Source organism: Roseibium aggregatum, assembly GCF_017309185.1.
In the GTDB taxonomy this organism is placed as follows: Bacteria; Pseudomonadota; Alphaproteobacteria; order Rhizobiales; family Stappiaceae; genus Roseibium; species Roseibium aggregatum_B.
Map to the genome: position 1 here is coordinate 168,795 of NZ_JAEKJZ010000005.1, position 26,727 is coordinate 195,521.

Consider the following 26,727-nt stretch of genomic DNA (forward strand, 5'->3'; position numbering starts at 1 on the left):
GTTTCCCGGGGCACCGGCAGTTTCCCTGGCGCCCGTCTTTACAGATACGTATCTTTCCCTTGCGTGACATGAATCACAGATGGCAAGGCATCGGACGCCTAATTTCGGCGGCACTCATTTCCGGGCAATCGTATCGTAACAGGATATTTTCACATGATTAATTCATCCGTTGGAATTTCCGGCTCCGTGGGCCGGTTCGGCAACAACGACAAATTCGATGTCGAGACCGTCCAGATCAGATTGAACGACCTCATGGGAGGTTCCAGAACGAAACTGGTCGTCGATGGCAAAGTCGGGTCGAAGACCATTGGAACCATCAAGGATTTTCAGATCAACGTGGTCCGCCTGCGTCATGCCGACGGGCGCGTGGACCCCGACAAACAGACCATCCGGGCGATGAATGACCCCAACTCGGCTTCAACCTGGCAGCGCATGAGCATTCCACCGGAGGCGAACCCTTCCACGAATGTCGATGAGGCGAAGCGGGACGACCGCATGATGCCCCAGGAAAAGCTGCTCGCCAAAGAAGCCGCGAAGATGGGGGAAAGCGATGCTTTCAACGAGTTCAGGCGGGAACTGATCGACAAGAGCATCCCGGAGATGAAGAAATTTCTCGGGTCGATCGCTCGGGCCGAGGATGCGCGAAAACTGATCGCCGCCTGGTCGCAACTGCGCAAATGGGGCTTTTCGGTTTCCGAGGCGCGCGATGTCATGAAGACCATTTCCGGCATGCGCGGCCGGCAGTGGGGCGCTCTGGACGTCATCGGGTCCTCGACGTCGAAATTCGGCCGCTTCCTCGGAACGCTTTCGGGCAAGGCAGGCGCGGCCGGTCACGTCATCACCATGATCGAGGTCGCCGACAAGTTCCAGCAGGGCGACTATCTTTACGGCGCCACGGAGCTTTACAAGCACTTCATGGGCAAGGCGATCCCCTGGGCGGGCATGGTGGAAGGCCTGCAGAGCCTGGTCGAGGCCATTGCGCCGGGTTCGGTCAAGAACAGCAAGATCTTCCAGGTGATCCGGGCGTGCGACCCGATCGGGCTTGGCGCGTCCGGCGTCGACAGCATGACCACACTTGTGCTCGGGACCATCCATCTCATTCAGACGGGCGAGATCGACACCGCGCGTCTCAACCGTCTCGTCGCCCGGATGAAACAGGGCCCAACCAAGGTTTTCGCGGAAATGGGCGAAGAACTCGGCGATTCGCTATACGAGATGTCCAGATGGCGACGCGACGACTGGAGCTATGCTGTTAAAAGCATCCCGGGCTTTATCGCCAGCTGGTTCTGATCTTCCGCCAAGCGCTTTTGTTTGCCATAGTGACGGTCCCGGCTCAGGCAACCGGGACCGCAGTGCCCGGCAATCGGAGGCGTTTGTTCATGCGCAGTCCCAGGATAATCGTTTGTTCGGGCTCCGCCCGGAGCGGGTCCTTTAACGGAAAACTTGTCTCGCTCGCGGCGAAGAGGCTTGCGATCCTGGACGCGGACGTCACCCACCTGTCGTTGCGCGACCATCCCTTGCCGCTTTATGACGGTGACCTGGAAGACACCAAAGGGGTTCCCGACAACGCGAAGAAACTGCAGCGGCTGTTCGCCGCCCAGGACGGGGTGTTTCTCGCCTGCCCGGAATACAACGCGGGCATCACGCCGCTCTTGAAAAACACCCTCGACTGGATCAGCCGGGTCAGGGAGCCGGGCGACGCCTTCAAGAACAAGGTTTTTGCCTTGGGTGCTGCATCGCCGGGCGGCTTTGGCGGCATGCGCGGTCTGATCGGCATGCGCACGATTCTGGAAGTCGGCCTGGGAACGATGGTCCTGCCGCAGATGATCTCCGTTTCCAGGGCCGCCACCGCGTTTGATGGCAGGGACGAGCTGACGGACGAGCGCGTCAGCGGCCAGCTCGACAAGCTGCTGGAGGCGCTCTTGCGCGCAGCCCGTCTGGAAATGTCCCGCTGACCGTTTCCTTCGCCTGCGGTTCCGATGCCGTTGCGCGCTTGGAAAAAACGCAAATGCCGCCTACATAGGGCGTCCGCGATTTGAAAAGGCAAGAGGACTGAATGAGCGATACGCGCGAACCGGCCACGTGGCACGGGACGACGATCATGATGGTACGCAAGGGCGGCAAGGTCGTCATTGCCGGCGACGGTCAGGTCTCCCTCGGACAGACGGTTATCAAGAGCACCGCCCGCAAGGTGCGCCCGCTCGCCAAGGGCGAGGTGATCGCGGGTTTTGCCGGCGCCACCGCCGATGCCTTCACCCTGTTTGAGCGTCTGGAGGCGAAGCTGGAGCAGTATCCCGGACAGCTCATGCGTGCCTGTGTCGAAATGGCCAAGGACTGGCGGACGGACCGGTATCTGCGCCGCCTGGAAGCAATGATGCTGGTGGCCGACAAGAATGTGTCTCTGGTGCTGACCGGAACGGGCGACGTTCTGGAACCGGAAGGCGGCATCATGGGGATCGGCTCCGGCGGAAACTATGCGCTCGCCGCGGGGCGTGCCCTGGCGGAGACGGATTTCGACGCCGAAACCATCGCGCGAAAGGCGATGGCGGTCGCCGCGGACATCTGCGTCTACACCAATTCCAGCGTGACCGTCGAAACGCTGGACACGGCCGAGTGAATGGCCAGGGTCGCGTTCCGTCCGCTCGTCGGCGAGGATCTGCCGATGCTCGCGGACTGGATGGGGCGGCCGCACTGGCGCGAATGGTGGGGCGAGCCGGAAGAAGAGCTCGCCAAGTTCCGCAAAAAGATAGAAGGGCGTGACACGACGAGGCCCTTCATTTTTCAGGTTGACGGTCGCGACGCGGGATACATACAGGTCTGGTATGTCAAGGATCAGCAAGGGCCTGATACCGTCGCCACCTATCCCTGGATGGTTCTTCTGCCGATGGAGGCGGTCGGTGTCGATCTGTCCATTGCCGATGCTTCGCAGCTGTCCAAAGGGCATGGAACCAGGGTTTTGCAGGCATTTGTCGGCAAGCTGCGCGGGGAGGGCCACAAACGGATCCTGATCGATCCGGACCCGGTCAACCTGCGCGCCGTGAAAGCCTATCGCAAGGCCGGCTTCCGGGAGATGGAAGATCTCCTCGGCCGCACCGGCGACAGCCTGCTGATGGAACATTGGGAGGGGGCTCAAGGCTCCGGCCCACAATTACGGAAGGCATGACTTAAGAAATGTCCGATTTTTCTCCGCGTGAGATTGTCTCAGAACTCGACCGCTTCATCGTCGGCCAGAAGGACGCCAAGCGCGCCGTCGCGATTGCGCTGCGCAACCGCTGGCGCCGCCAGCAGCTTCAAGGCACGATGCGCGAGGAGGTTCTGCCGAAGAACATCTTGATGATCGGCCCGACCGGGGTCGGCAAGACCGAGATTTCCCGGCGTCTGGCCAAGCTGGCAAATGCGCCTTTTTCGAAGGTCGAAGCGACGAAATTCACCGAGGTCGGCTACGTCGGGCGGGATGTCGAACAGATCGTCCGCGACCTCGTTGAGGCCGGCATCACTCAGGTGCGCACGCAAAAGCGCGAGGAAGTGAAGGCCAAGGCTCATGTCCTTGCCGAGGAACGGGTGCTGGACGCCCTTGTCGGCAAGAATGCCAGCCCCGCGACCCGGGACAGTTTCCGGACCAAGCTGCGCGACGGCGAAATGGACGACAAGGAAATCGAGATCGAAGTCCGTGCCCAGGCGCAGATGCCGAGCTTCGACCTGCCGGGCATGCCGGGGGCCAGCGTTGGCGTGATGAATGTGTCGGACCTTCTCGGCAAGGCCTTTGGTGGCCAGACCAAGACCAAACGCACGACAGTGCGCGAATCCTACGATCATCTGATCAACGAGGAATCGGACAAGCTCCTCGATGAGGACAAGGTCGTCGACGAGGCGATTTCGCTGGTGGAAAATGCGGGCATCGTGTTTCTGGACGAGATCGACAAGATCTGCGCCCGCGAGGGCCGCGCCGGCGCCGACGTGTCCCGCGAAGGCGTTCAGCGCGACCTGCTGCCGCTGATCGAGGGAACCGTGGTGTCGACCAAACACGGACCGGTGAAGACCGACCATATCCTGTTCATCGCTTCCGGTGCCTTTCATGTCGCCAAGCCTTCGGACCTGCTTCCTGAATTGCAGGGGCGCCTGCCGATCCGCGTGGAACTGCGCGCACTGACCAAGGAAGACTTCCGGGCGATCCTGACGGAACCGGAGGCGAGCCTCATCAAGCAATATGTGGCGCTGATGGAAACGGAGAACGTCACGCTCTCCTTCAGCGAGGACGCCATCGAGGAGATCGCGTCCGTGGCGGTCGACCTGAACGCTTCGGTTGAGAATATCGGGGCGCGCCGTCTGCAGACGGTCATGGAACGGATTCTCGACGAGATTTCCTTCACCGCGCCGGACCGGGCGGGCGAGGCCATCGAGATCACCGCCGATTTCGTCCGTGAGAACATCGGAGATCTCGCCAAGAATGTCGATCTGTCGAAGTTCATTCTTTAACAAACGGCCCGTCGCGCGCGGCCATTTGGTCGCTTGCGATGTGCGCGTACCGGTGGCAGCATGCGACGATGGTAGCAATTCGTAAAAGCAATGAGGAAGGCCATCGCCGGAAGTTCCTGGTGGTGGTCGACGATACGCCCGAATGCGATCGGGCGATCGTCTATGCCGCCAAACGGGCGGCCCGGACAGGCGGTGTTGTGACGCTGGTCTCGATCATCGCCCCAGGCGATTTTCAGCATTGGCTCGGGGTGGAAGACATCATGCGGGCGGAAGCCCACGAGGCGGCGGAGGCCTCCCTCGCCAAGGCGGCGGAGCGGGTCCGCTCCGTGGCGCGCACCGAACCGGAAACGGTGGTTCGGGAAGGTGCGAATGCCGAGGAAATCCTGGAACTGATCGAAGCCGATGCGGATATCGCCATCCTGATCCTGGCGGCGAGTACCGGATCGGAGGGCCCGGGACCGCTTGTGTCTTCGATCGCCGGAAAGTCCGCCGGGACGTTTCCGATTCCGGTGACCATCGTGCCGGGCAATCTGGACGACGACTCCATCGCCGCCCTTGCGTGACGGCGGAGCGCATCCGGAGGCAAAAGCTTGAACCTGAAAACGGGATGACTATCTAGTTTTAAATGGTTCCAAACTGATGCCGGTTGCGTTAGAAAGATCCATCGGCGTTTTGCGATAATGGAGAGGCGCAATCGTCCGGCAAACTGGGCGCCCCCTATTCGGACACTGAAATCGCGCAACGATATCGCGCAAGGACCACGAATATGTTCATTCAAACAGAAGCAACACCAAACCCGGCCACGTTGAAGTTCCTTCCGGGCCGGATCGTCCTGCCGGAAGGCACCTACGATTTCCGCAACCAGGCCGACGCCGCGGTCTCGCCGCTGGCCCAGAAGCTGTTCGATGTCCCGGGTGTCGTCGCGGTTTTCTTCGGTCATGACTTCGTCACGGTGACCAAGGACGACACGGACTGGCAGCACATGAAGCCGGCCATTCTCGGCGTCATCATGGAGCAGTTCATGTCCGGTCAGCCGGTGATGGCCACAAGTGAAGCCGAAGACATCGAGGAAGGTGAATTCTTCGACGACGGCGATGTGGAAACCGTGAACACGATCAAGGAACTGCTTGAAACCCGGGTCCGTCCGGCGGTCGCCCAGGACGGTGGCGACATCACCTTCAAGGGATTCAAGGAAGGCATCGTCTACCTGTCCATGCGCGGCGCCTGCGCGGGCTGCCCGTCCTCGACGGCAACGCTCCAGCACGGCATCCAGAACCTCCTGCGCCACTTTGTGCCTGAGGTTGAGGAAGTCCGCCCGATCTGACGAGAGCTGAACTCTTCGATCTGAAGGTCCGTCCCCCGGGGCGGACCTTAAATATTTCCGCCTCCCTTTCTTTTCGAAACACAAGCCCGCCTTTGGACTTAGGTCCAAAGCGCGGCTCGACTCAAGCGCTGTGTCGGAGTACTGCCTTTTATGGTCCAAAACAAAAACAGCCGGTCTGAAATGCGGCTCCTAGCCATAGACACGTCCCTTGCCAATTGCGCGGCCGCGGTTCTCGACAACGGCCGGGACAGCGCCTGTTTCAAGGCGTGCGGCGAGGAAATCGGCAGGGGGCATGCGGAACGGCTGATGGACATGATCGGAGAGGTCATGGCGGAATCGTCGACGGCGTTCTCCGATCTCGACCGGGTGGCGGTTACGGTCGGGCCGGGAAGCTTCACCGGCTTGCGGGTCGGTCTGTCGGTCGCCCGGGGATTCGGACTTGTGCTTTCCAAGCCCGTGGTCGGCATTACGACGCTTTCCGCAATTGCCCGTGCTTGCGCCCCCCGGGACGGCGGGCCACCGCTTCTGGTCGCCCTGACGGGCAAGGGCGACGAAGTCTACTGCCAGGAATTCAACGCGTCCGGTGAACCGTCTTCGGAGCCCGGTGTCCGGACGCTTGCCGATCTTGCGGTCTCCCTGCCTGTGGGCATAAGATTGGCGGGCTCCGCGGCGGAAAATGTCGCGGCGGTGTTGGGGGCGCCACAGGAACGGATACTATCCCGCAGCGGCTTTCCAGGAATCCGCGATGTCGCGGAGCTGGGTGTTACCGCGGACCCGGCGGTGTCGTCGCCTTCTCCGCTTTATTTGCGGCCGCCGGACGCGAGCCCGCAGACGAAGGGAAGGATAGAACGGCAATGAGTTTCTGGTGGTTCTGGACACAGCCTCCGGTGGTTGAGGAGGCGCTGGACGAAGATCTGCCGAAAATTGCCGACATCCACGCAGCCTCTTTTGCCCATGCCTGGAATGTGGGGGAACTGGCCCGCATGAAGGCGCAGCAGGGAACGCTGTTTCTGGTCGCGCGCCGATCGAGTCCCTACGGCTCCAGGACGCCGCTCGGTTTTCTCATCCTTAGAATTGCCGCGGACGAGGCCGAGGTCATTACCATCGCTGTCGCGCCGCGTCAGCGGGGGCGGGGGATTGGCAAGAAACTCATGGAAGCCGGACTGTTCCGCCTCTATGGCGAGCGCTGCAGCCACTTGTTTCTGGAAGTGGACGCCACCAATGAAACAGCTCTTCTGCTCTACCGCGATCTCGGGTTCCGGGAAGTCGGTCAGCGCAAGGGCTACTACGGCAAGCCAGACGGTGGAGGAGACGGCACGGCGCTTGTCATGCGCATCGATCTTCGCTAAGCGCATAGGCAAATCTTACGGAACGAAGCAACCGGACGGTATCGCAATGGCGGAAGAGCGGCACTCAGCGCTGGCGGAAATGTGTATCGCAAAGGGCATGCGCATGACCGAGCAGCGGCGCGTGATCGCCACGGTCATCGAACAGGCCTCCGAGGAACATCCGGACGTCGAGGAACTTTACCGCCGGTCCGTGGCCATCGATCCGGGCATTTCCATTTCGACGGTCTACCGAACGGTCAAGCTGTTCGAAGACGCGGGCATGATCGAGCGGCACGATTTCCGGGACGGGCGCTCCCGGTACGAAACGGTGCCCGACGAGCATCACGATCACCTGATCGATCTGCGCAGCGGCCAGGTCATTGAATTTCGCAACGAGGAGATCGAGGCATTGCAGGAGTTCATTGCCAAGAAACTCGGCTACAAGCTCGTCGACCACAGGCTGGAACTCTACGGAGTGCCTCTGGAGGCGTCCAAGGAAAACAAGGGCGATGGCTGAATTAAAAGCGGGACTTGTCATTTTCGTCCTGACGCTCGTCTCGCTGGTCCTCATCCCCCTGCAGTGGATTGCGATCAAGCTCCGGCTACCGATTTCGGCGCAGGAGAAGCTGCCGCATCTCTGGCACCGGATCGCGACGCGTCTGGTCGGCATCAAGATCAGCCAGATCGGTGAGCCGGCGGCCGACCGGCCGCTTCTGATTGCGGCCAACCATGCCTCCTGGGTCGACATAACCGTCATCGGGTCTCTGATGCCGCTGTCCTTCATCGCCAAGTCGGAAGTCTCCGGCTGGCCGGTCTTCGGCCTGTTTGCGAAACTTCAGCGAACGGTTTTTGTGAACCGCACCAAGCGGACCGAGACGGGCCAGGTGGCCGATACCATCGCCGGGAGGATGGCCGATGGCGACGCCATGGTGCTGTTCGCCGAAGGCACATCCAACGACGGCAATTGCGTCTTGCCATTCCGGAGCGCCCTGCTGGGGGCGGCGACGCGCGCTGTCGGCACCAACGGGGCGTCAAGGGTCTGGGTGCAGCCCCTTTCCGTTGCCTATCGGGGCTTTTACGGCTTGCCGATGGGCCGGGCGCACAGGCCCCACGTTGCCTGGTATGGCGATATGGAGCTTCCCGGTCATCTCTGGGGTATCTTCACTCGCGGCGCGCTCGACGTTGTCGTGCGCTGGGGGGAGCCTGTTCCCGTCGGCCCGGAGACGGACCGCAAGGCCCTCAGCCGTCGTCTGGAGAACGAAGTTCGCGCGATGACCGTCGCGTCCTTGCTGCAAAGACCGGTTGAAGACCCCGAATCCGCGGAAAACGGCGCACCGGAGGCGGGCGAGCCAATCGAGTTCTTCTCAAATGCGGAAAAAACCGTTAAAGCAGGCGCGTGAACGAGGAGTGCCGCCCGGACCGGAGCAGCCTGTGAGCGCGGATGGCTCGATCTTGCGCCCCTCGCACCGACCATCGACATATGCAGGCCTTCCGTGGAAGGCCATGAGGAGCGAATGACAAGCCGCCCGGAAGCAGACCAGGAAACGCCCCTATCCGCCGTTTCCGCTACGAGAGCGAACAAACCTGAAACCGGCCGCAATACCCGCAAGGTATTCGTGCGCACCTACGGCTGCCAGATGAATGTCTATGACAGCGAGCGCATGACCGAAGTGCTGGCGCCGGAAGGCTTCCAGGCGACCGAGGATCTGGAAGATGCGGACCTGGTCATTCTCAATACCTGCCATATCCGCGAAAAGGCGGCCGAGAAGGTCTATTCGGAGCTTGGCCGTATCCGGAAAGTCAAGGAAGAACGCGCCCGGGCTGGCAAGGACACCATGGTCGGCGTGGCCGGTTGCGTGGCGCAGGCGGAAGGCGAGGAGATCTCCAGACGGGCGCCCATCGTCGATCTTGTCGTCGGCCCGCAAAGCTATCACCAGCTTCCCGGTCTGCTGGAGAAGGCGCGCGGTGGTACAAGGGTCGTCGAAACCGAATTCGATATCGACGCGAAATTCGGCCACCTGTCCGCCCGCGCGGAAAAGCCGGCGCCAAAACGCCCGCCCGCGGCTTTTCTCACCGTCCAGGAAGGCTGTGACAAGTTCTGCACCTTCTGCGTGGTGCCTTATACGCGGGGCGCCGAAGTTTCCCGCTCCGTCGAACAGATCGTGCGTGAAGCCGAAAGCATGGCTGCCTCGGGTGTGCGGGAAGTCACGCTGCTCGGCCAGAACGTCAATGCCTATCACGGAGCGGCGGCGGACGGGACGGCCTGGGGTCTCGGGCGGCTGCTGCGCCGCCTGTCGGAGATCGAGGGCCTCGACCGGCTGCGATACACCACCAGCCACCCGCGCGACATGGACGACGACCTTATCGCCGCGCACAGGGATCTGAAAACCCTGATGCCGTACCTCCATCTTCCCGTTCAGTCCGGCTCCGACAAGATCCTGAAATCCATGAACCGGCGCCACACGCGGGATGACTATTTCCGGCTGATCGACCGGATCCGCGAAGCGGACCCCGATATCGCGCTCTCCGGCGATTTCATTGTCGGATTTCCGGGCGAGACCGATGCGGATTTCGAAGATACGATGGATCTGATCCGGCGCGTGGACTACGGCTCCGCCTTTTCGTTCAAATACAGCCAGCGGCCGGGCACGCCGGGAGCGACGATGGACGGGCAGGTGCCGGAAGACGTGAAATCGGTACGCCTTGCACAGCTGCAGGCATTGGTGAGCGAGCAGCAGAAGGCGTTCAACGCATCGCGTCTCGGCATGACCTGTGATGTTCTTCTTGAGAAGAAGGGCCGCAACGCGGGCCAGTTGACCGGTAAATCGCCTTGGCTGCAGCCTGTGCAGGTGGATGCGCCCGAACATCTGATCGGCAGCATACAAGCGGTGGAAATCGTTGACATCGGATCTAATTCGCTGTTCGGGCGGCGGATTGCCGGGCAAGATGAAGATGCTGTTTCCGGGGCTGCCCCGGCTTCGGCCGTCTAGGGTTCAATAAGGTCGATCAACTTGGGAGGCCCGGGTGGGCTCCGTTGATCCAGAGGAGACGTCATTTGACGCGCGACAGCCAATCTTCTTCCCGCAAGCCGCCTGCTCAACCGGCTTCGGGGGCTCCGGCATCCGACATGACCCACATTGTTCTTGCGTTCGAAGACAACCGGTTGATTGGCGATCTCTTCGGGCAGTTCGACCAGAACCTGGCGCTGATAGAGCAGCGGCTCGGGGTCGATGCCATTGCGCGCGGCAACCAGGTGACCCTCAAAGGCCACAGCGGCAGCTGCGCTCAGGCGCGCACGGCCCTGGAGGCTCTTTACCAGCGTCTGCTTCAGGGGCAGGAGATCCATCCCGGCGACGTCGATGGCGCTTTGCGCATGGCGGCGGCGGCGGAGGCGCAATTGCCGCTGCCGACCCTGGAACCGAAATCCCGGCTGGCCTTCGCCCAGATCGCGACACGCCGCAAGACCATCGTCGCGCGGACGCCGACCCAGGATGTTTATATTCGCGCCATGGACCGGGCCGACCTGATTTTCGGCACGGGACCGGCCGGGACCGGCAAGACCTTTCTGGCAGTGGCTTACGCGGCCGCTCTCCTGGAACGCGGCGACGTGGCCCGGCTTATCCTGTCGCGGCCTGCGGTCGAGGCGGGCGAACGCCTCGGCTTTCTGCCCGGTGAGATGAAAGACAAGGTCGATCCGTATCTCCGGCCGATTTACGACGCGCTTTACGAGATGATGCCTGCGGAAAAGGTCGATCGCGGCCTTCAGTCCGGCATGATCGAGGTCGCGCCGCTCGCCTTCATGCGCGGCCGCACGCTCTCCAACGCCGTCGTGCTGCTGGACGAGGCGCAGAACACCACGTCGATGCAGATGAAGATGTTCCTGACCCGCCTCGGGGAAGGGTCCAAGATGATCGTCACCGGCGACCCCAGCCAGATCGACCTGCCTTCGGGTCAGAAGTCGGGGCTGCGCGAGGCCCTGGGGCTGTTGACGGATATTCAGGATGTCGCTCATGTGCGTTTCAACGAGACGGATGTTGTCCGTCACGAACTGGTCGGACGCATCGTGACGGCTTATGACAATGCCGCGCGCGAAGAGTCGGAGGCCCGGGAAAGACGCTATTCCGAGCGTCAGCGCAATCCGGAGCCGGAGACCCGGTCGCCGCGCTCCCGCGAAGCGGCTGCCTCCTGAAAGCGGTAAACCTGATGTCCGACACACTGCCAGACGGGATAATGATCGATGTGTCGGTCGAAGCGGGAGACTGGCCGGAGCAGGATCGACTGGAGGCTTTGACCCGCCGGGCGGTGGCGGCGGCCTTCTCCAAAGGCGGGCTGGAAGCGGTTGCGGGATCGGAAGTCTCGCTCCTGTTTACCGACGACGCAGCGATCCGCGTGCTGAACAGGCAATGGCGGGACAAGGACAAGCCGACAAATGTCCTGTCGTTTCCCGGAAGCGATCCCGACGGCGAGGCTTACGGACCGCTTCTCGGCGACATTGTGTTCGCCTATCAGACAGTCGCGAGGGAAGCGGATGACTTTGGAATTGAATTCTCAGATCACCTTTCCCATTTAATTATTCACGGTTTGCTTCATCTTTTCGACTACGATCACCAGGAAAACGATGAAGCGGAGCTGATGGAAAGCCTGGAAAAAGCAATCCTGGCCTCTATCGGCATAGATGACCCTTATGCCGACAAGCCTCTTGTGGCGGACGGCGATTAGGTGGCATCATGGGGCATATGGTTCTTGTATTGATAGATGATGAGCGCAGTTGAACCGCAAAGTCCGGCAGGCGAGCCGAAGGCCGCCGGGGCCGGACAATCCAAGGACGGGGAAGACCCGCAAGAGACGAAGCCGCAGCGATCTGCGGCCTTTCTGGAAAATCTCAAACGCATCCTGCGCTTGGGCCGGCAGTCTTCGTCGCTGCGTGAAAATCTCGAGGACGAACTGGCGCGCGAAGGCAGCGGGGATGCGGCTTTTTCGCCCGAAGAACGTCTGCTCCTCGGCAATATTCTGCGTCTGCGAGAACTTCGCGTCGACGATGTGATGATCCCGCGTGCGGATATCGACGCGGTCGATCAGGATACCAGCCTGAGCCGGGTGATGGAGCTCTTTCAAAAGAGCGGCCATTCCCGTATGCCGGTCTATGAAGACACGCTGGACGATCCGCGCGGTCTCATCCACATCAAGGATCTGATGACCTATATTGCCGGACGCGGAGCCGAACCGTGTCACGAGACTGCCGAGGGCGGCCTGCCCTGCGCCAATGGGGAAGACGCTGGCGGGGCGGAGGGGTCCGGCGCGTCTCAAGGGCACAACACACAGGTTCTGGACCTGTCGTGCGTCGATTTGTCCGTGACCCTCAAACAGACCGATTTGATGCGCCAGCTGCTGTTTGTCCCACCGTCCATGCCGGCCACGGACCTGATGGCGAAGATGCAGGCGAGCCGCACTCAGATGGCGCTGGTGATCGATGAATATGGCGGCACGGATGGGCTGGTGTCGCTTGAAGATCTTGTCGAGGAAGTTGTCGGCGACATCGAGGACGAGCACGACGAGGACGAGGAGGCCATGCTGGCCGCTGCCGGCGACGGCCTTTGGATCGCCGATCCGCGCCTGCCTCTGGAAGACCTTGACGACGCGCTGGGAACAAGCCTGACGGACGGTGAAATTTCCGAGGACGTCGATACCCTGGGCGGCCTGCTTTACGTCTCGGTTGGACGCGTTCCCGTACGCGGCGAACTGTTGTTCGTTCCCGAGGAAGTGCCTGGTTTTGAGTTCGAGGTGATGGACGCCGATCCGAGACGGATCAAGCGCCTGAAGATCCGCCGCCGCCGCGCCGATATGCGGCCTCAGGAGCTGCGCCGGCGGCCCAAGCGCACGGATGCGGCCTCGAATGACGGTGCACAAGCTCTCGAAGGCGAGACAAGCCCGGCGGCCGCCGCAGCGGCGAAACCCTGAGAGCGTCGGTCCGTTTCGAGGTTCGGCCGATCCAAAAAAGTTAGAGCGGCCTGCCCGGGTTCGCTAGGATGCAGGGCATTCTAGCTGGAGATTCGGTCTTTCATGCATTGGTTGTCTCAGCGGCTGGCTGTCCTGCCGAACATATGCCTGCTCGCCTGGGGCTGGCAGCGCCGCTTCTTGTGTGTCCTCGCCGGCGCGGTCTCGGCATTTGCCCTGCCGCCCTATGATTTCAGCCTGGTCCTTCTTGTGACCTTTCCCTGCTTTGTCTGGTTGCTCGACGGTGCTCTGGAGCCGGGACCGGGTAAAGTGGCCGGGCGGGCGCGCACCGGTTTCGCGCTCGGCTGGATGTTCGGCTTCGGCTATTTCCTCTCCGGATTGTGGTGGATCGGGTCAGCGTTTCTGGTCGAGGCGGAACGGTTCGCCTGGCTGATGCCCTTCGCCGTTCTTGCGATGCCGGTGGGACTTGCCCTGTTCACCGGACTTGGGGCCGCGCTCGCCGCGGCATTGTGGACCGGCCGTTTTCGGCGGGTGCTGCTCCTTGCGGCCTGTCTGACGTTGGCGGACTGGGTACGGGGGCACGTTCTGACCGGGTTCCCCTGGAACGCCTTCGGATACGGTGTCTCCGGCAGCCTGACGTTGTCCCAATCAGCGAGCCTTGTCGGCCTTTACGGGCTGACCTTTCTCGTCGTGGCGATCGCTGCCGCGCCGGCCGTGCTCGCCGACGCCCGGCCGTTGGGCAGGCGCCTTGCGGCCGTGAGCCTGGCCGGGATCGCGCTGGTCGCCATCGCCGGATTTGGCACGCTTCGGCTCTGGATGACCGACACCGGAGAAGAGGAACTTGATATCCGGATCGTTCAACCGGCCATCGACCAGAAGGACAAATGGCGCCCCGAGCTCCGTGGCGAGATTTTCGGAACGTATCTGAGCATGACGGAAGCCGCGCTTGGCGGACGCGCGCGCGTCGGTCAGCAGCGATTGGTGATCTGGCCTGAATCGTCGATCCCCTTCCTGCTCACCCAGGAGCCGGGAGCGCTTTTCAGGATCGGCAAGGCGCTCGGCAGCAAAACCGAACTTGTCACCGGCGCGGTCCGGGCGGAACCGGCGCCGGACGGCCCGGACTATTTCAACAGCGTCTACCTGATCGGCAACGATGGAACGGTCCGGGGAATTTACGACAAGGTCCGGCTTGTTCCCTTTGGAGAATTCGTCCCCTTTCAGTCCCTTCTGGAGTGGGTCGGGATCACCAATCTGGCAGGACCGATCGAGGGGTTCGAAGCGGGGTATCAGCAGCGGGTGCTATCGACGGCGGGCGGTTTCGGTTTCCTGCCGATGATTTGCTACGAGGCCATTTATCCGGGTGTGTCTTCCGCAAGTTCTCAGCCTGCGACATTTCTACTCAATGTGACGAACGATGCATGGTTCGGCCGCACGCCGGGGCCTTATCAGCACTTTGCCCAGGCCCGACTGCGTTCGATCGAAACAGGACTGCCGTTGATTCGGGCCGCCAATACCGGAATTTCGGCGATTGTCGACGGCAGAGGCGAAATCATCGAACAGCTGACGATCTTCGAAAAGGGGGTGATCGACGGCAGACTACCAAAAAGAATTGACGCAACTATCTATGCGGAATTTGGCGATATTCCAGCGGTCTTATGCTCGATTGCACTCGTAATTTTTATAATCATCTCGCAATACAACCCGGGTTCGCGTCTAGATTGATAAAATTTGTTTGAGTTGAATGAAAAAAGTGTGATACAACCGTGAAACAGTCGATTGAAGGCTGACATATGTACAAGTGAAGGGTTGCGGGCACGCTTCATCCTCTCGGCGCTATTGTGGGATGGCATCTGGGGAGCTTGTGCAGGTGAAAACGCGCGCAACAAGCGCATCAAGAAAAAGAAAGTTTGACGCAGATGCCCAGTAAGAAATCACCTAATCCTATCGATATTCATGTCGGAAGCCGGGTCCGTCTCCGGCGCATGATGCTTGGAATGAGCCAGGAAAAGCTGGGGGAGAGCCTCGGGATCACCTTTCAGCAGATCCAGAAATATGAAAAGGGCACCAACCGGATCGGTGCCAGCCGTCTGCAGCACATTGCGACAATTCTGAAGGTGCCGGTTTCTTTCTTTTTCGAAGATGCCCCGGGTACTCCCGAGGAAGCAGAGGGTTTCGGAGAAACCCAGCCGACCTCCTATGTCGTCGATTTCCTTTCGTCTTCGGAAGGTCTTTCCCTGAACAAGGCCTTTGTCCGGATCGAGGACCCGAAAGTCCGCCGCCGGATCGTCGATCTGGTCCGGTCACTGGCCGGAGACGACTAATCGTCCGGATGTCCGGCCGGACCGGGTGTGCATCCGGAAGCCATAGAATTCAAATGTGTTAGGGCGTCCGCTTCGCGTTCCGCAGAATGCGGGGTGGCCCAACAAAATTTCCTCTCATGCTTGACGTGGCGAAAAACTTCTAAGATTGATGCTCGCGAAGCGGCGAACCTGTTTGCCGCTTCTATCTTATTCATTCCCAGAAGGACGATCGCCAATGGCACGTCAGAATTACCTGTTTACTTCCGAGTCCGTGTCTGAAGGACATCCGGACAAAGTCTGCGACCGCATTTCCGATGCTGTCGTGGATGCCTATCTGAAAGAAATGCCGGAAGCCCGGGTGGCTTGCGAAACGCTTGCGACCACCAACCGCATCGTCATCGCCGGCGAAACCCGCGGTCCCGCGACCATCACCAATGACTATATCGCCCATCTTGCACGCATGGCCGTGCGGGACATCGGCTACGAGCAGGACGGCTTTCATTGGGAAAACTGTGATGTTTCCGTCCACCTGCACGCCCAGTCCGCGCATATCGCGCAGGGCGTCGATGCCGCGGGCAACAAGGATGAAGGCGCCGGAGACCAGGGCATCATGTTCGGTTACGCGTGCCGTGAAACCGAGGAGCTGATGCCAGCTCCGATCCTCTACTCCCACAAGATTCTCCACCTTCTGGCCCAGGCCCGTAAATCCGGCAAGGAGCCGGTGCTTGGCCCGGACGCCAAGAGCCAGGTGACGGTCCGCTACGAGAACGGCAAGCCGGTCGGGGCAACCTCCATCGTCCTGTCGACCCAGCATCTCGACCCGGCTCTGACGTCGGAAGGAATTCGCGAGATCGTCGAACCCTACATTCGGTCGGCTCTCCCGGAAGGCTGGATCACCGGAGAAACCGTCTGGCACGTCAATCCGACCGGCGCCTTTGTGATCGGCGGACCGGACGGCGATGCCGGCCTGACGGGCCGCAAGATCATCGTCGATACCTACGGTGGCGCGGCCCCCCATGGCGGCGGTGCGTTTTCCGGAAAGGATCCCACCAAGGTGGACCGCTCCGCAGCTTATGCCGCGCGCTATCTGGCGAAGAACGTCGTGGCCGCGGATCTTGCAGACCGCTGCACGATTCAGCTCTCTTACGCGATCGGCGTTTCCGACCCCCTGTCCGTCTATGTCAACCTGCATGAGACCGGACGTTGCGACGAAGCGAAACTGGAGACGGCGCTTCGGGAAGTCATGGGGCTCAGCCCGCGCGGCATTCGCGAGCATCTGAAGCTCAACAATCCGATCTACGAACGCACCGCTGCTTACGGCCATTTCGGCCGCCAGCCGGACGAGGACGGTGGCTTTTCCTGGGAAAAGACCGACCTGATCGACGAACTGCGTTCGCTCGCAGGCTAAGCGTCAGGGTTCATAAAGAGACAAGGATCGCCGGCTCAAAGCCGGCGATCTGTTTTTAATACCGAGCGGTACAAATCATGACCGACCGTTACGAAGGCTCCTTCTTCGGCCGCCGCAAGGGCAAACCGCTCAGTCCGCGCCGCGAAGCGCTGATGGAAAGCGAACTGCCGCGTCTGGCGCTTGACTTGAGCGTGCCGGCGCCTGCGGACCTCCGGGACCTGTTTGAAGGGGATGTGAATGAGGTCTGCCTGGAAGTCGGTTTCGGCGGCGGCGAGCATCTTCTTCACCGTGCGCGCACCGAGCCTCAGACCGGTTTCATCGGCGTGGAGCCCTTTGTCGGGAGCATGGCCAAAGCCGTGACCGCCATTACCGGCGAGGGACTGAAAAACGTCCGTCTTTACGACGACGACGCGGTCAACGTCCTGGATTGGCTGCCGGAGGCCTCGCTCGATCTGGCCTACCAGCTTTACCCCGATCCCTGGCCGAAAAAACGTCACTGGAAGCGCCGCTTCATCAACGCGCAGAATCTTTCCCGCTATGCCCGGGCGCTCAAGCCGGGCTCCGAATTCCGCTTTGCCAGCGATATCGACACCTATATCGACTGGACCCTGCGCCACTGCCGCGATCACCCGGCGTTCGAATGGACTGCGGAAACCGCGGGGGACTGGAAAAATCCCTGGCAAGGCTGGCCCGGCACACGTTACGAGGCGAAGGCGGTCCGCGAGGGACGCACCGGCCGCTACCTCACATTCCGACGGGCTTAGAACCAACGCCCGCGGTCTGTTGCAACTTCTTTGAGGGATTCGGACACCGCCCCTTGCAATTCGGGCGGCTTTGGCGTTATACAGCCCATGTTTCACCTCAAACGGCTTATCTGAGCATTTGAGAGTGGGCCCGCCGGGGACCCGCTCTTTTTCGTTTAGCTAAAGGCCGGAAACGAATGAAGACGAGCAAGGGCTGCCCTATGTAAACCGACAATCAGGCGTGTCTGATGCTCAAGATCAATGGATCTCCGGCGGCCCTTGCGGGCTTGCGGAGATGGATCGCTTTGGAGATTGAAGAGACCTGGCATTCGTTTGAACGCCGGTGTCTCTCGGGCCGCAAGGCCTGAAACAGGAGCCAGGTGTGAGCGCACACGAACCTAGAATTGTCACGGAACAGGGACTGGACGCCCGCGTTGCTGCAATTGTGGAGCCGGTGATCGAAGATCTCGGCTATCGTCTGGTGCGTACCAGGATCAGCGCGGCCAACGGCTGCACGCTGCAGATCATGGCCGAGCGACCCGACGGAACGATGACGGTGGAGGACTGCGAAACCGTCAGCCGCGCCGTCTCGCCTGCTCTCGACGTCGAGGACCCGATCAACCGGGCCTACCATCTGGAAATTTCTTCGCCGGGTATCGACCGTCCGCTGGTGCGGGCCGGCGACTTCGAGCGTTGGGCCGGGCACGAGCTCAAGGTGGACATGGCGGTCATGCAAAACGGCCGCAAACGCTTTCGCGGAACGCTGCTCGGCACGGAACAGGGTGTGGCGAATATCCGTTTGCCCGACGTAAAGGAAGGCGAGCCCGATACGGTTGCGCTTCCTTTGGAGGACATCGGCGAAGCCAAGCTGGTGCTGACCGACGACTTGATTACCGCAGCTCTTCAGGCCGAAAAGGCGGCACTCGCCGCGCGCGGTCGCGACGGGGAGCTGACACAGGATAACACGCCCAACTAGGCCCGGGGCCTGGAGGCAAGGACGAAACGCGCCCGACAGGGCATCCGGCTCGGATAAAGGGCGCAAGAGGAGTGGAATATGGCAATCAGCGCGAACCGGCTGGAGCTGCTGCAAATCGCCGACGCGGTCGCACGGGAAAAATCGATCGACCGGATGATCGTCATCAACGCGATGGAAGATGCGATTCAGAAGGCGGCGCGCTCCCGCTATGGAACCGAGACGGAAGTCCGCGCGGAGATCAATCCGAAAACCGGAGAGATCCGTCTGCAGCGCCTGCTTCAGGTCGTTGAAGCGGTCGAGAATGTCTCCACCGAGATTTCGCTGGCCGACGCCCAGGCCCGCAACCCGGAAGCCAGCCTCGGCGACTTCATTGCCGAGCCGCTGCCGCCGCTCGACTTCGGCCGGATCGCGGCCCAGTCCGCCAAGCAGGTCATTGTGCAGAAGGTGCGCGAAGCCGAGCGCGACCGCCAGTATGAGGAATTCAAGGATCGTGTCGGCGAAGTCATCAACGGCGTCGTCAAGCGGGCCGAATACGGCAACGTCATCGTCGATCTCGGCCGGGGCGAGGGCATTGTCCGCCGCGACGAGCTGATCCCGCGCGAAATCTTCCGCACCGGTGACCGTATTCGCGCCATCATCTATGATGTCCGCCGCGAACAGCGCGGTCCGCAGATCTTCCTGTCGCGCACCCATCCGCAGTTCATGGCGAAGCTCTTCGCCCAGGAAGTGCCGGAAATCTACGATGGCGTGATCGAGATCAAATCCGTTGCCCGCGATCCCGGGTCGCGCGCGAAGATCGCCGTGATTTCCAAGGACAGCTCCATCGATCCGGTCGGTGCCTGCGTCGGCATGCGCGGCAGCCGCGTTCAGGCGGTTGTCGGCGAGCTGCAGGGCGAGAAGATCGACATCATTCCGTGGAACGAGGAGCCGGCGACCTTCATCGTCAACGCGCTCCAGCCCGCCGAAGTGGCCAAGGTGGTTCTCGACGAGGATGCCGAACGTATTGAAGTCGTCGTTCCGGATGACCAATTGTCTCTGGCCATCGGCCGCCGCGGCCAGAATGTCCGCCTCGCGTCTCAATTGACGGGCTGGGCGATCGACATCATGACCGAGCAGGAAGAATCCGACCGCCGCCAGAAGGAATTCCTGGAGCGCTCGCAGCTCTTCATGGAAGCGCTCAACGTGGATGAGATGGTCGGCCAGCTTCTGGCGACCGAAGGCTTCACGTCCGTGGAAGAAGTCGCTTACGTGGAGCTTGACGAAATCTCCATGATCGAGGGCTTCGATGACGACACCGCCGTTGAGATCCAGGCTCGCGCCCGCGATTATCTCGGCGAACTGGAAGCCAAGCTCGACGAGGAACGGATTGAGCTCGGCGTGTCCGACGAGTTGCGCTCGATTGACGGACTGACTACGGCTATGCTTGTCGCCCTCGGCAAGGACGACATCAAGACCATGGAAGATCTGGCCGGCTGCGCCGCAGACGATCTCGTGGGCTGGACCGAACGCAAGGATGGCGAGACGAAGCGTTTTGAGGGCGCTTTGAGCGGCTACGATGTCTCCCGCGCGGACGCGGAAAACATCGTGATGGCGGCGCGCCTCGCTGCGGGTTGGGTCACCGAGGAGGAACTGGCGGCTATGGCGGCCGGTGAGGAAGCCGACGAAGACGAGGAAGAAGCCGCCGAAGCCCTGGGGCAGGTGGAAGAAAGCGCGCCGGGCGGCGCTATCCTGAACGGATAGTGATGTTCCGGGCCGGCCGCTGTGACGCGGGCCGCAGGGCCTAATTTGAGATCGATCGGCAAGGCTGCCGCCGTTGAGTTCAACGCGGGCGTGCCGGTCAAGATGGAGTGGCCGAGTGCCCAGGAAGAATGAACCAACCGAACGGCAATGTGCCGTCACGCGGGAGGTTCTGCCGACAAGCTTGCTGATCCGGTTCGTCCTCGATCCCGAAGGGCTGGTGGTTCCGGATCTGAAGCGGGTCCTTCCCGGGCGCGGCGTTTGGGTAACCGCCTCGAAAGACATCGTCGCGGTTGCCGAAAAGGACCGGAAGAAAGTTTTCGGCAGGGGGTTTAAGACAGAAGCCCGTGTCGAGCCGGGACTGGCGGACCGTGTTGATGCACTCATGGAACGCTCGGCACTTCAGGCGATGTCGATGGCGCGCAAGGCGGGTGAGTTGGTCACCGGTTTTGCGAAGGTGGAAGCGGCCTTGCGGCGGGACACCGTCACCGGACTGATCCACGCCTCGGATGCGGGGCAAGACGGGATAAGGAAGCTGGCGGCGGTTGCCGCCGGCCGAGAAGAACAGGCAAACGGATGTCAAATTGTCCGTTTGTTCGATTCGGACCAATTGGATTTGGCATTGGGCCGGTCAAATGTGATACATGCTGCACTGCTTGAAGGGCAGGCGAGCGAAAACTTTCTGTCGCGGGTGCGCGATCTGGACCGTTTTCGCGGCTTGTCCGGAGCAGACGGCGACAAGAGCGACGCATAGCAGGGCGTTTGCGCAGGACTGAAGGCAATATGAGCGATACGAAAAATCCAGGCGACAAGACAATCAGCGTTGAGCGGGGCAAAACGCTTGGCCTCAAGCGCGGCGGCGATCAGGGAACTGTTCGGCAGTCCTTTTCGCATGGCCGGTCCAAAGCCGTCGTCGTGGAGAAAAAGAAGCGCCGTGTCGTGATCCCGGGCCAGGAGCCGAAACCGGAAGCGCCGGCACCGACGACCCAGCGTCTTGACAGACCTTCCGAGGCGCCGCGTACGCCGCCGCAGCCTGATCCCCAGGCGACCAAGCAGGCGCGCCGGGCGGCCTCCGGCCAGCGCCAGAAGGGCAATGGCAATGTGCTGCGCACCTTGACCAAGGAAGAGGCGGCGGCCCGTGCCGCCGCGCTCCAGATGGCCAAGGAACGCGAGGTCGAAGACCGCAAGCGCCGCGAAGAGGAAGAAAAGCGCCGCGTTGCCGAAGCCGCCAAACGCAAGGCTGAGGAAGAGGCACGCGCGAAGGTCGAAGCCGAAGAGCAGGCCAAGCGGGAAGCCGAAGAGGCGCGTCAGGCCGCCGAGCAGGCGAAGGAAGACAAGCCCGCGGCCGAAGCTGCGCCGAAGACATCCGCGCAACAGGCAGCCAAGCCGGAGCCCGCCCAGAAGGCGGCCATCCGCAGGCCGGGTCATGCCGACGGCGGCAAGCCGCCGAGCCTGGACGACATGGGCAAGCGCAAGCCTGCGCCGGCCGCCGCCCGTCCGAAGCCCGAGGCGGAAGGAAGCGAGGAAGACCGTGCCAACAAGGGACTGCGTGCAGTCAAGCGGCCGAAGCAGGCACCTGCTCCGGCGGCGCGTCCGCGTGGCGGCGAAGACCGCCGCCGCTCCAAGCTGACCATCTCCGCCGCAACCGGCGGCGACGACGGCCAGCGTGCTCGCTCGCTCGCCTCCATGCGCCGGCGCCAGGAAAAGGCGAAGCGCGGTCAGCAGCAGGTGGTGCGCGAAAAGATTTCCCGCGAAGTTGTCCTGCCGGAAGCCATCACCATTCAGGAACTGGCGAACCGCATGGCCGAACGGGCCGTGGATGTGATTAAGCTTCTGATGAAGCAGGGCCAGATGCTCAAGATCAACGACGTGATCGACGCCGATACGGCCGAGCTGATCGCCGAGGAAATGGGCCACACGGTCAAGCGAGTCTCCGAAGCAGACGTCGAGGAAGGTCTCTTCACCACAGAAGACGATGCCTCCACCCTGCAGTCGCGTCCTCCGGTCGTGACCATCATGGGTCACGTCGACCACGGCAAGACCTCGTTGCTTGATGCGATCCGCAAGTCCAAGGTGGTCACCGGCGAAGCCGGCGGCATCACCCAGCATATCGGCGCCTACCAGATCGATCAGGACGGCAACAAGATCACCTTCATCGACACCCCGGGTCACGCGGCCTTCTCGCAGATGCGAGCCCGTGGCGCCAAGTCGACGGACATCGTGATCCTGGTCGTGGCGGCCGACGACGGCGTCATGCCGCAGACCAAGGAAGCCATCGCTCACGCGAAGGCGGCCGAGGTTCCGATCATCATCGCCATCAACAAGATGGACAAGCCGGACGCTGATCCCAACCGGGTGCGCACCGAACTCCTGAGCGAGGAAATCGTCACCGAATCCATGGGTGGCGATGTCATTGACGTGGAAGTTTCCGCCAAGTCCGGACAGAACCTCGACAAGCTGCTGGAAATGATCCTGCTGCAGGCCGAGGTGCTTGAACTCCAGGCCAACCCGGATCGTACCGCGGAAGGCATCGTCATCGAAGCGCAGCTCGACAAGGGCCGCGGTCCGGTCGCGACTGTGCTGGTGCAGAAGGGAACGCTGAAGCCGGGCGACATTCTGGTCGCGGGTTCCGAATGGGGCCGTGTCCGGGCCATGCTCGACGAGAACGGAGAGCAGGTGAAGGAAGCCGGCCCGGCCAAACCGGTCGAGGTCCTGGGCTTCCAGGGAACGCCGGAAGCCGGTGACATGGTTGCGGTTGTCGAAAACGAAGCCCGCGCCCGCGAGATCACCGACTACCGTCAGCGCCAGATCCGCGAGAAGGCCTCCGTGGTGGCTTCCGGCTCGCGCGGCTCGCTCGAGCAGATGATGAACCGCCTGCAGGAAACCGGCAAGAAGGAGTTCCCGCTGGTTCTGAAAGCCGACGTGCAGGGCTCCGCCGAGGCGATTGCCCATGCGCTGCAGGAACTCGGCAACGACGAAGTCGGTGCACGGATCCTTCTGTCGGGTGTCGGCGGCATCACCGAAAGCGATGTCACCCTTGCGCTGGCGTCCAAGGCGCCGATCATCGGCTTCAATGTCCGCGCCAACAAGCAGGCCCGTGAGGCAGCCTCGCGAGAAGGTATCGAGATCCGCTACTACAACGTGATCTACGACCTCGTCGACGACATCAAGGCGGCCCTGTCCGGCATGCTGTCGCCGGAACGTCGCGAAACCTTCCTCGGCAATGCGGAGATCAAGGAAATCTTCCATATCTCCAAGGTCGGCAAGGTCGCGGGTTGCCTGGTTACCGAAGGTGTCGTCGAGCGCGGTGCGAACGTCCGCCTCATTCGCGACGACGTGGTCATCCACGAAGGCGAACTCGGCACGCTCAAGCGCTTCAAGGACGAGGTCAAGACAGTCGAGTCCGGTCAGGAGTGCGGCATGAACTTCGTCAAGTACCAGGACATGCGTCCGGGCGATGTCATCGAGTGCTTCCGCGTCGAGCAGATCGCGCGGACGCTCTGATCGTCACGTCGTTTTCCGTCAATCCGGACACCGCTGTCCGGTCCGGAGACCAGATAGGAGGGCGCGCGAAAGCGCGCTCTTTTTCTAATTGGCCGCGCCTTCGCGCGGCAGATGCGCTGCACTCCGGATCTGCGCGCAGCCTGCACTGCACTATTCCGGAATGACAGACGTTTGAGGAAAAACAGAAATGGCAAGACATCACGGACAGGACAGCCGTGGCCCGTCGCAACGCCAGCTTCGCGTTGGCGAAACGGTGCGCAAGGAGCTGTCCGACATATTCACACGCGGCGAATTCTCCGATCCGGACCTGGACGGTGTCATCGTCACCATTCCGGAAGTCCGCATGACGCCGGACCTGCGCCTGGCGACCTGCCTCGTCATGCCGCTCGGCGGCAAGAACGCGGACAAGGTCGAAAAGGCGCTCAACCGCAGCGCCAAATACCTGCGCGGCCAGGTCTCCCGGCGCCTGACCATGAAATACATGCCCGACCTGCGTTTCGTTCTCGACACCCGTTTTGACGACGACGACCGCATCGGCACCCTGCTGCATTCCCCGGATGTCGCCAAGGATCTTGGCGGCGACGAGGAAGAATGATTGCCGCGTTGAAACCATAATTCACGGTTCAATTAGAAATTGCGTGAGTTCGAGATTGTTGTCCGGGGCGAATTCTGCACGTTTTGCTAACTGCAAAACTCGCCTTTAGAGCGCAACAACCGGAATTTGTGCATCGTCTGGGAACCTGTTGGTGCGAGGGATGGTGGCGGTGTTCAGAGCAATGGCAGCGCTCGCGCTTGGCGCGGCGACTTCTGCATGTGTCGTGTTTCCCGTTCCGCACATCGTTGCGCCGGAGGTCACGGGAGTGCTGCTTGGCAACGGCATGCCAGTTGAAAATGCCGAGATCGTGTTAGTGGCTTCATTAGCACTCAGGGGAGCTGCATCAGAAATTCCGGACGGTTCAAGACGCGCGGTTACCAGAACAGATGCAAATGGCAAATTCAAAGTAGGACCGCTGATAGGGACCAAAGTGGTTCATACGTTCGGGGATGAACTACTAGGATACTATCTTCTTATCAGGGTAAGGGGAGACGAGTTGATCGGGTTCAATCGGAGTGAAATAGGAAGTGTTCGTCCAAAAATAACCGGATCTTGTGACCTGGCCAAGCCGAATAAAGACGGAAGCGATGTCACTTACTGCGACCATTACAGGTTACAAAGACTTTCGAGTGAACGCTGATGAAGTCTGTTGACTACTGTTTTGATCTTTGTCTGGTGACCATGGATGATGGTTCTGGCAGTCAGATTTTTCGTATATCGAAGTGACGCAATTGTAATCCTAGTGAAAAGTCCCCATGACACGGCAAAAACAGGTCAAAAGAAAAAAGAACACCATCAACGGCTGGCTTGTGCTCGACAAGCCGTTCGGGCTGACGTCGAACGAGGCGCTCGGGAGGATCAAGCGGATCTTCTCGCCCGAGAAGGTCGGCCATGCCGGAACGCTCGACCCGCGCGCGTCGGGCCTTTTGCCCGTTGCCTTCGGTGAAGCCACCAAGACCGTGCCGTTTGTCATGGATGGCCGCAAGGTCTACCGTTTCGAGGTGACCTGGGGCGCGGAAACGAACACCGACGACACCGAAGGCGAGGTCATCGCCACCTCCGATATCCGTCCGGGCCCAGATGCGATTGCCGCCGTTCTCGGCGAGTTCACCGGTACGATAATGCAGGTGCCGCCGAAGTTTTCCGCCATCAAGGTGGCCGGCGAACGCGCCTATGATCTCGCCCGCGACGGCGAGGCGGTCGAGCTTGATGCCCGGCCCATTGACGTCCACCGGCTGGATCTGGTGGCATGTCCGGATGAAAACCGGGCGGTCTTCGAGGCCGAATGCGGCAAGGGCACCTATGTGCGCGCACTCGCTCGCGATCTCGGACGCCGTCTCGGCACGCGCGGCCACGTCACGGAACTCCGCCGCCTGCTGGTCGGTCCCTTCGGCGAAAGCGACCTGATCGGACTGGACGAGATCCTGGAAGCCGCCGAAGAACTTGAAGAAGGCGAGGGCGTCGAGGCGCTGGTCGAGGACTTCGTCCTGCCCGTTCGCGATGCCATGGACGACCTTGTCGAGGTCGCAGTCTCCCTCGATGACGCCGCGAAGATCCGCAAGGGCATGGCAGTATTTCTTAGAGGCCGCGAAGCTCCGCTCAACACGGAGGTCGCTTTCGCCAGCCACGCCAATGTGCCGGTCGCCATCGGCTCGATTGACAAGGGTCGCTTCCAGCCGACGCGGGTATTTCACCTTTAGGGAAGCCTTTGGCCGGGAGACGCGAGATTCTCCTAGCTTTTCCTTGCGTTTTCTGCCATATACCGCCGCCATTGGGCACTGATGCCCAGTTCGTCCGAAGGACTCCTTTGCTGACCGACATCTCGGCTCATGGAGAAATCCGGATCAGGCCTCATGGCATGTCAACGCGTCCGGTCAACCGGACCGCCACTCTTCGAAAGGAAAGAGCGATGTCGATTACCGCAGAGCGCAAAGCCGAGCTCATCAAAGAATACGCGACCAAAGAAGGCGACACCGGTTCTCCGGAAGTCCAGGTAGCGATCCTGACCGAGCGCATCAACAACCTGACCGAACACTTCAAGGGCCATGGCAAGGACAATCATTCCCGCCGCGGTCTCCTGAAAATGGTTGCGCAGCGCCGGTCCCTTCTGGACTACACGCGCGGCAAGAGCGAAGAGCGTTACAAGTCGCTTATCGAACGTCTTGGCATTCGCCGCTAAGATCGCGATCAAGACCTTGAAGACGCGGCGGGCGAGCAACCCGCCGCGTTTTTCTTAAACGGCGTTTCCATTTTCAGGGCAAACGCTCTATAGAAGCCTCGTGACACGTCATGGGGCAGGATTGCCGGCCACTTTCGATATCTCCCGGAAAGTCGCCCGTTGTCTTGCCCGTGACCTGTCCCCCGGTAACCGGCCCATCCGG

27 protein-coding genes are annotated in these 26,727 nt (G+C 61.3%); all 27 read left to right on the plus strand.

Translation table 11 applies throughout. The features are described from left to right. Positions 1-153: 153 nt before the first annotated feature. The 27 genes from JF539_RS20615 (at position 154) to rpsO (ending at position 26,525) form a co-directional block, all read left to right on the plus strand. Positions 154-1,290, plus strand: coding sequence for a peptidoglycan-binding domain-containing protein (locus tag JF539_RS20615; RefSeq protein ID WP_207142624.1), 1,137 nt, complete (start codon positions 154-156; stop codon positions 1,288-1,290). An 89-nt stretch (positions 1,291-1,379) separates the two neighbouring features. Next, positions 1,380-1,955: an NADPH-dependent FMN reductase gene (locus JF539_RS20620; protein WP_207142625.1), complete on the plus strand. Its 576-nt coding sequence runs from the start codon at positions 1,380-1,382 to the stop codon at positions 1,953-1,955. 101 nt (positions 1,956-2,056) lie between these two features. Then, entirely contained in the window at positions 2,057-2,617 is a 561-nt protein-coding gene (gene hslV, locus JF539_RS20625) for an ATP-dependent protease subunit HslV (RefSeq protein ID WP_207142626.1), read from the plus strand. Further along, entirely contained in the window at positions 2,618-3,163 is a 546-nt protein-coding gene (locus JF539_RS20630; RefSeq protein ID WP_207142627.1) for a GNAT family N-acetyltransferase, read from the plus strand. 8 nt (positions 3,164-3,171) lie between these two features. Next, the gene (hslU, locus tag JF539_RS20635; protein WP_207142628.1) at positions 3,172-4,476 is read left to right on the plus strand and encodes an ATP-dependent protease ATPase subunit HslU; all 1,305 of its coding nucleotides are present in this window, start codon (positions 3,172-3,174) and stop codon (positions 4,474-4,476) included. A gap of 68 nt (positions 4,477-4,544) precedes the next feature. Next, the gene (locus tag JF539_RS20640; RefSeq protein ID WP_207142629.1) at positions 4,545-5,039 is read left to right on the plus strand and encodes a universal stress protein; all 495 of its coding nucleotides are present in this window, start codon (positions 4,545-4,547) and stop codon (positions 5,037-5,039) included. A gap of 203 nt (positions 5,040-5,242) precedes the next feature. After that, positions 5,243-5,800 (plus strand): NifU family protein, encoded by a 558-nt coding sequence (locus JF539_RS20645; protein ID WP_207142630.1) that lies wholly within the window; start codon positions 5,243-5,245, stop codon positions 5,798-5,800. Positions 5,801-5,950: 150 nt separating this feature from the next. After that, complete coding sequence (tsaB, locus tag JF539_RS20650; RefSeq protein WP_236042586.1) at positions 5,951-6,658, plus strand: tRNA (adenosine(37)-N6)-threonylcarbamoyltransferase complex dimerization subunit type 1 TsaB; 708 nt, start codon at positions 5,951-5,953, stop codon at positions 6,656-6,658. Then, a complete protein-coding gene (rimI, locus tag JF539_RS20655; RefSeq protein ID WP_207142631.1) occupies positions 6,655-7,149 on the plus strand; it encodes a ribosomal protein S18-alanine N-acetyltransferase in 495 nt (164 codons plus the stop codon). Before tsaB ends, rimI begins: the two co-directional genes overlap by 4 nt. Before the next feature lie 46 nt (positions 7,150-7,195). Beyond that, a complete protein-coding gene (locus JF539_RS20660) occupies positions 7,196-7,645 on the plus strand; it encodes a Fur family transcriptional regulator (RefSeq protein ID WP_207142632.1) in 450 nt (149 codons plus the stop codon). After that, positions 7,638-8,528 carry a lysophospholipid acyltransferase family protein gene (locus JF539_RS20665; protein WP_207142633.1) on the plus strand — a complete coding sequence of 297 codons (891 nt, stop codon included), beginning with the start codon at positions 7,638-7,640 and terminating at the stop codon, positions 8,526-8,528. The genes JF539_RS20660 and JF539_RS20665 overlap by 8 nt, the downstream gene beginning before the upstream one ends. A gap of 114 nt (positions 8,529-8,642) precedes the next feature. Next, the gene (miaB, locus tag JF539_RS20670) at positions 8,643-10,118 is read left to right on the plus strand and encodes a tRNA (N6-isopentenyl adenosine(37)-C2)-methylthiotransferase MiaB (RefSeq protein WP_207142634.1); all 1,476 of its coding nucleotides are present in this window, start codon (positions 8,643-8,645) and stop codon (positions 10,116-10,118) included. 137 nt (positions 10,119-10,255) lie between these two features. Continuing rightward, positions 10,256-11,317 (plus strand): PhoH family protein, encoded by a 1,062-nt coding sequence (locus JF539_RS20675; protein WP_207142635.1) that lies wholly within the window; start codon positions 10,256-10,258, stop codon positions 11,315-11,317. Between the two features lie 14 nt (positions 11,318-11,331). Then, positions 11,332-11,847, plus strand: a complete 516-nt coding sequence (ybeY, locus tag JF539_RS20680) for an rRNA maturation RNase YbeY (protein WP_207142636.1) — start codon at positions 11,332-11,334, stop codon at positions 11,845-11,847. Between the two features lie 36 nt (positions 11,848-11,883). After that, positions 11,884-13,086: a CBS domain-containing protein gene (locus JF539_RS20685; RefSeq protein ID WP_207142637.1), complete on the plus strand. Its 1,203-nt coding sequence runs from the start codon at positions 11,884-11,886 to the stop codon at positions 13,084-13,086. A gap of 102 nt (positions 13,087-13,188) precedes the next feature. Beyond that, positions 13,189-14,805, plus strand: a complete 1,617-nt coding sequence (gene lnt, locus JF539_RS20690; protein WP_209017466.1) for an apolipoprotein N-acyltransferase — start codon at positions 13,189-13,191, stop codon at positions 14,803-14,805. 194 nt (positions 14,806-14,999) lie between these two features. Next, positions 15,000-15,404: a helix-turn-helix domain-containing protein gene (locus JF539_RS20695; RefSeq protein ID WP_155192299.1), complete on the plus strand. Its 405-nt coding sequence runs from the start codon at positions 15,000-15,002 to the stop codon at positions 15,402-15,404. A 214-nt stretch (positions 15,405-15,618) separates the two neighbouring features. Then, positions 15,619-16,791 carry a methionine adenosyltransferase gene (gene metK, locus JF539_RS20700; RefSeq protein WP_207142638.1) on the plus strand — a complete coding sequence of 391 codons (1,173 nt, stop codon included), beginning with the start codon at positions 15,619-15,621 and terminating at the stop codon, positions 16,789-16,791. A gap of 77 nt (positions 16,792-16,868) precedes the next feature. After that, on the plus strand, positions 16,869-17,555 hold the full coding sequence (trmB, locus tag JF539_RS20705; RefSeq protein WP_207142639.1) for a tRNA (guanine(46)-N(7))-methyltransferase TrmB: 687 nt from the start codon (positions 16,869-16,871) through the stop codon (positions 17,553-17,555). A 361-nt stretch (positions 17,556-17,916) separates the two neighbouring features. Continuing rightward, positions 17,917-18,510 carry a ribosome maturation factor RimP gene (gene rimP, locus JF539_RS20710; RefSeq protein WP_207142640.1) on the plus strand — a complete coding sequence of 198 codons (594 nt, stop codon included), beginning with the start codon at positions 17,917-17,919 and terminating at the stop codon, positions 18,508-18,510. A gap of 78 nt (positions 18,511-18,588) precedes the next feature. Further along, positions 18,589-20,250: a transcription termination factor NusA gene (gene nusA, locus JF539_RS20715; protein ID WP_207142641.1), complete on the plus strand. Its 1,662-nt coding sequence runs from the start codon at positions 18,589-18,591 to the stop codon at positions 20,248-20,250. A 115-nt stretch (positions 20,251-20,365) separates the two neighbouring features. Then, positions 20,366-21,001, plus strand: a complete 636-nt coding sequence (locus JF539_RS20720; RefSeq protein ID WP_207142642.1) for an RNA-binding protein — start codon at positions 20,366-20,368, stop codon at positions 20,999-21,001. 29 nt (positions 21,002-21,030) lie between these two features. After that, positions 21,031-23,751 (plus strand): translation initiation factor IF-2, encoded by a 2,721-nt coding sequence (gene infB / locus JF539_RS20725; protein WP_207142643.1) that lies wholly within the window; start codon positions 21,031-21,033, stop codon positions 23,749-23,751. 187 nt (positions 23,752-23,938) lie between these two features. Next, positions 23,939-24,346, plus strand: coding sequence for a 30S ribosome-binding factor RbfA (gene rbfA, locus JF539_RS20730; RefSeq protein WP_207142644.1), 408 nt, complete (start codon positions 23,939-23,941; stop codon positions 24,344-24,346). 181 nt (positions 24,347-24,527) lie between these two features. Continuing rightward, a complete protein-coding gene (locus tag JF539_RS20735; RefSeq protein WP_207142645.1) occupies positions 24,528-24,986 on the plus strand; it encodes a hypothetical protein in 459 nt (152 codons plus the stop codon). A gap of 115 nt (positions 24,987-25,101) precedes the next feature. Further along, positions 25,102-26,046, plus strand: coding sequence for a tRNA pseudouridine(55) synthase TruB (gene truB / locus JF539_RS20740; protein ID WP_207142646.1), 945 nt, complete (start codon positions 25,102-25,104; stop codon positions 26,044-26,046). A 209-nt stretch (positions 26,047-26,255) separates the two neighbouring features. Then, positions 26,256-26,525 carry a 30S ribosomal protein S15 gene (gene rpsO, locus JF539_RS20745; RefSeq protein ID WP_207142647.1) on the plus strand — a complete coding sequence of 90 codons (270 nt, stop codon included), beginning with the start codon at positions 26,256-26,258 and terminating at the stop codon, positions 26,523-26,525. Positions 26,526-26,727 lie beyond the last annotated feature (202 nt).

Bases quoted from the DNA above. Each gene is read 5' to 3' on its own strand.
- JF539_RS20615 (WP_207142624.1), top strand. From the start codon at position 154: ATGATTAATTCATCCGTTGGAATTTCCGGCTCCGTGGGCCGGTTCGGC.
- JF539_RS20620 (WP_207142625.1), top strand. From the start codon at position 1,380: ATGCGCAGTCCCAGGATAATCGTTTGTTCGGGCTCCGCCCGGAGCGGG.
- hslV (WP_207142626.1), top strand. From the start codon at position 2,057: ATGAGCGATACGCGCGAACCGGCCACGTGGCACGGGACGACGATCATG.
- JF539_RS20630 (WP_207142627.1), top strand. From the start codon at position 2,618: ATGGCCAGGGTCGCGTTCCGTCCGCTCGTCGGCGAGGATCTGCCGATG.
- hslU (WP_207142628.1), top strand. From the start codon at position 3,172: ATGTCCGATTTTTCTCCGCGTGAGATTGTCTCAGAACTCGACCGCTTC.
- JF539_RS20640 (WP_207142629.1), top strand. From the start codon at position 4,545: ATGGTAGCAATTCGTAAAAGCAATGAGGAAGGCCATCGCCGGAAGTTC.
- JF539_RS20645 (WP_207142630.1), top strand. From the start codon at position 5,243: ATGTTCATTCAAACAGAAGCAACACCAAACCCGGCCACGTTGAAGTTC.
- tsaB (WP_236042586.1), top strand. From the start codon at position 5,951: ATGGTCCAAAACAAAAACAGCCGGTCTGAAATGCGGCTCCTAGCCATA.
- rimI (WP_207142631.1), top strand. From the start codon at position 6,655: ATGAGTTTCTGGTGGTTCTGGACACAGCCTCCGGTGGTTGAGGAGGCG.
- JF539_RS20660 (WP_207142632.1), top strand. From the start codon at position 7,196: ATGGCGGAAGAGCGGCACTCAGCGCTGGCGGAAATGTGTATCGCAAAG.
- JF539_RS20665 (WP_207142633.1), top strand. From the start codon at position 7,638: ATGGCTGAATTAAAAGCGGGACTTGTCATTTTCGTCCTGACGCTCGTC.
- miaB (WP_207142634.1), top strand. From the start codon at position 8,643: ATGACAAGCCGCCCGGAAGCAGACCAGGAAACGCCCCTATCCGCCGTT.
- JF539_RS20675 (WP_207142635.1), top strand. From the start codon at position 10,256: ATGACCCACATTGTTCTTGCGTTCGAAGACAACCGGTTGATTGGCGAT.
- ybeY (WP_207142636.1), top strand. From the start codon at position 11,332: ATGTCCGACACACTGCCAGACGGGATAATGATCGATGTGTCGGTCGAA.
- JF539_RS20685 (WP_207142637.1), top strand. From the start codon at position 11,884: ATGATGAGCGCAGTTGAACCGCAAAGTCCGGCAGGCGAGCCGAAGGCC.
- lnt (WP_209017466.1), top strand. From the start codon at position 13,189: ATGCATTGGTTGTCTCAGCGGCTGGCTGTCCTGCCGAACATATGCCTG.
- JF539_RS20695 (WP_155192299.1), top strand. From the start codon at position 15,000: ATGCCCAGTAAGAAATCACCTAATCCTATCGATATTCATGTCGGAAGC.
- metK (WP_207142638.1), top strand. From the start codon at position 15,619: ATGGCACGTCAGAATTACCTGTTTACTTCCGAGTCCGTGTCTGAAGGA.
- trmB (WP_207142639.1), top strand. From the start codon at position 16,869: ATGACCGACCGTTACGAAGGCTCCTTCTTCGGCCGCCGCAAGGGCAAA.
- nusA (WP_207142641.1), top strand. From the start codon at position 18,589: ATGGCAATCAGCGCGAACCGGCTGGAGCTGCTGCAAATCGCCGACGCG.
- infB (WP_207142643.1), top strand. From the start codon at position 21,031: ATGAGCGATACGAAAAATCCAGGCGACAAGACAATCAGCGTTGAGCGG.
- rbfA (WP_207142644.1), top strand. From the start codon at position 23,939: ATGGCAAGACATCACGGACAGGACAGCCGTGGCCCGTCGCAACGCCAG.
- JF539_RS20735 (WP_207142645.1), top strand. From the start codon at position 24,528: ATGGCAGCGCTCGCGCTTGGCGCGGCGACTTCTGCATGTGTCGTGTTT.
- truB (WP_207142646.1), top strand. From the start codon at position 25,102: ATGACACGGCAAAAACAGGTCAAAAGAAAAAAGAACACCATCAACGGC.
- rpsO (WP_207142647.1), top strand. From the start codon at position 26,256: ATGTCGATTACCGCAGAGCGCAAAGCCGAGCTCATCAAAGAATACGCG.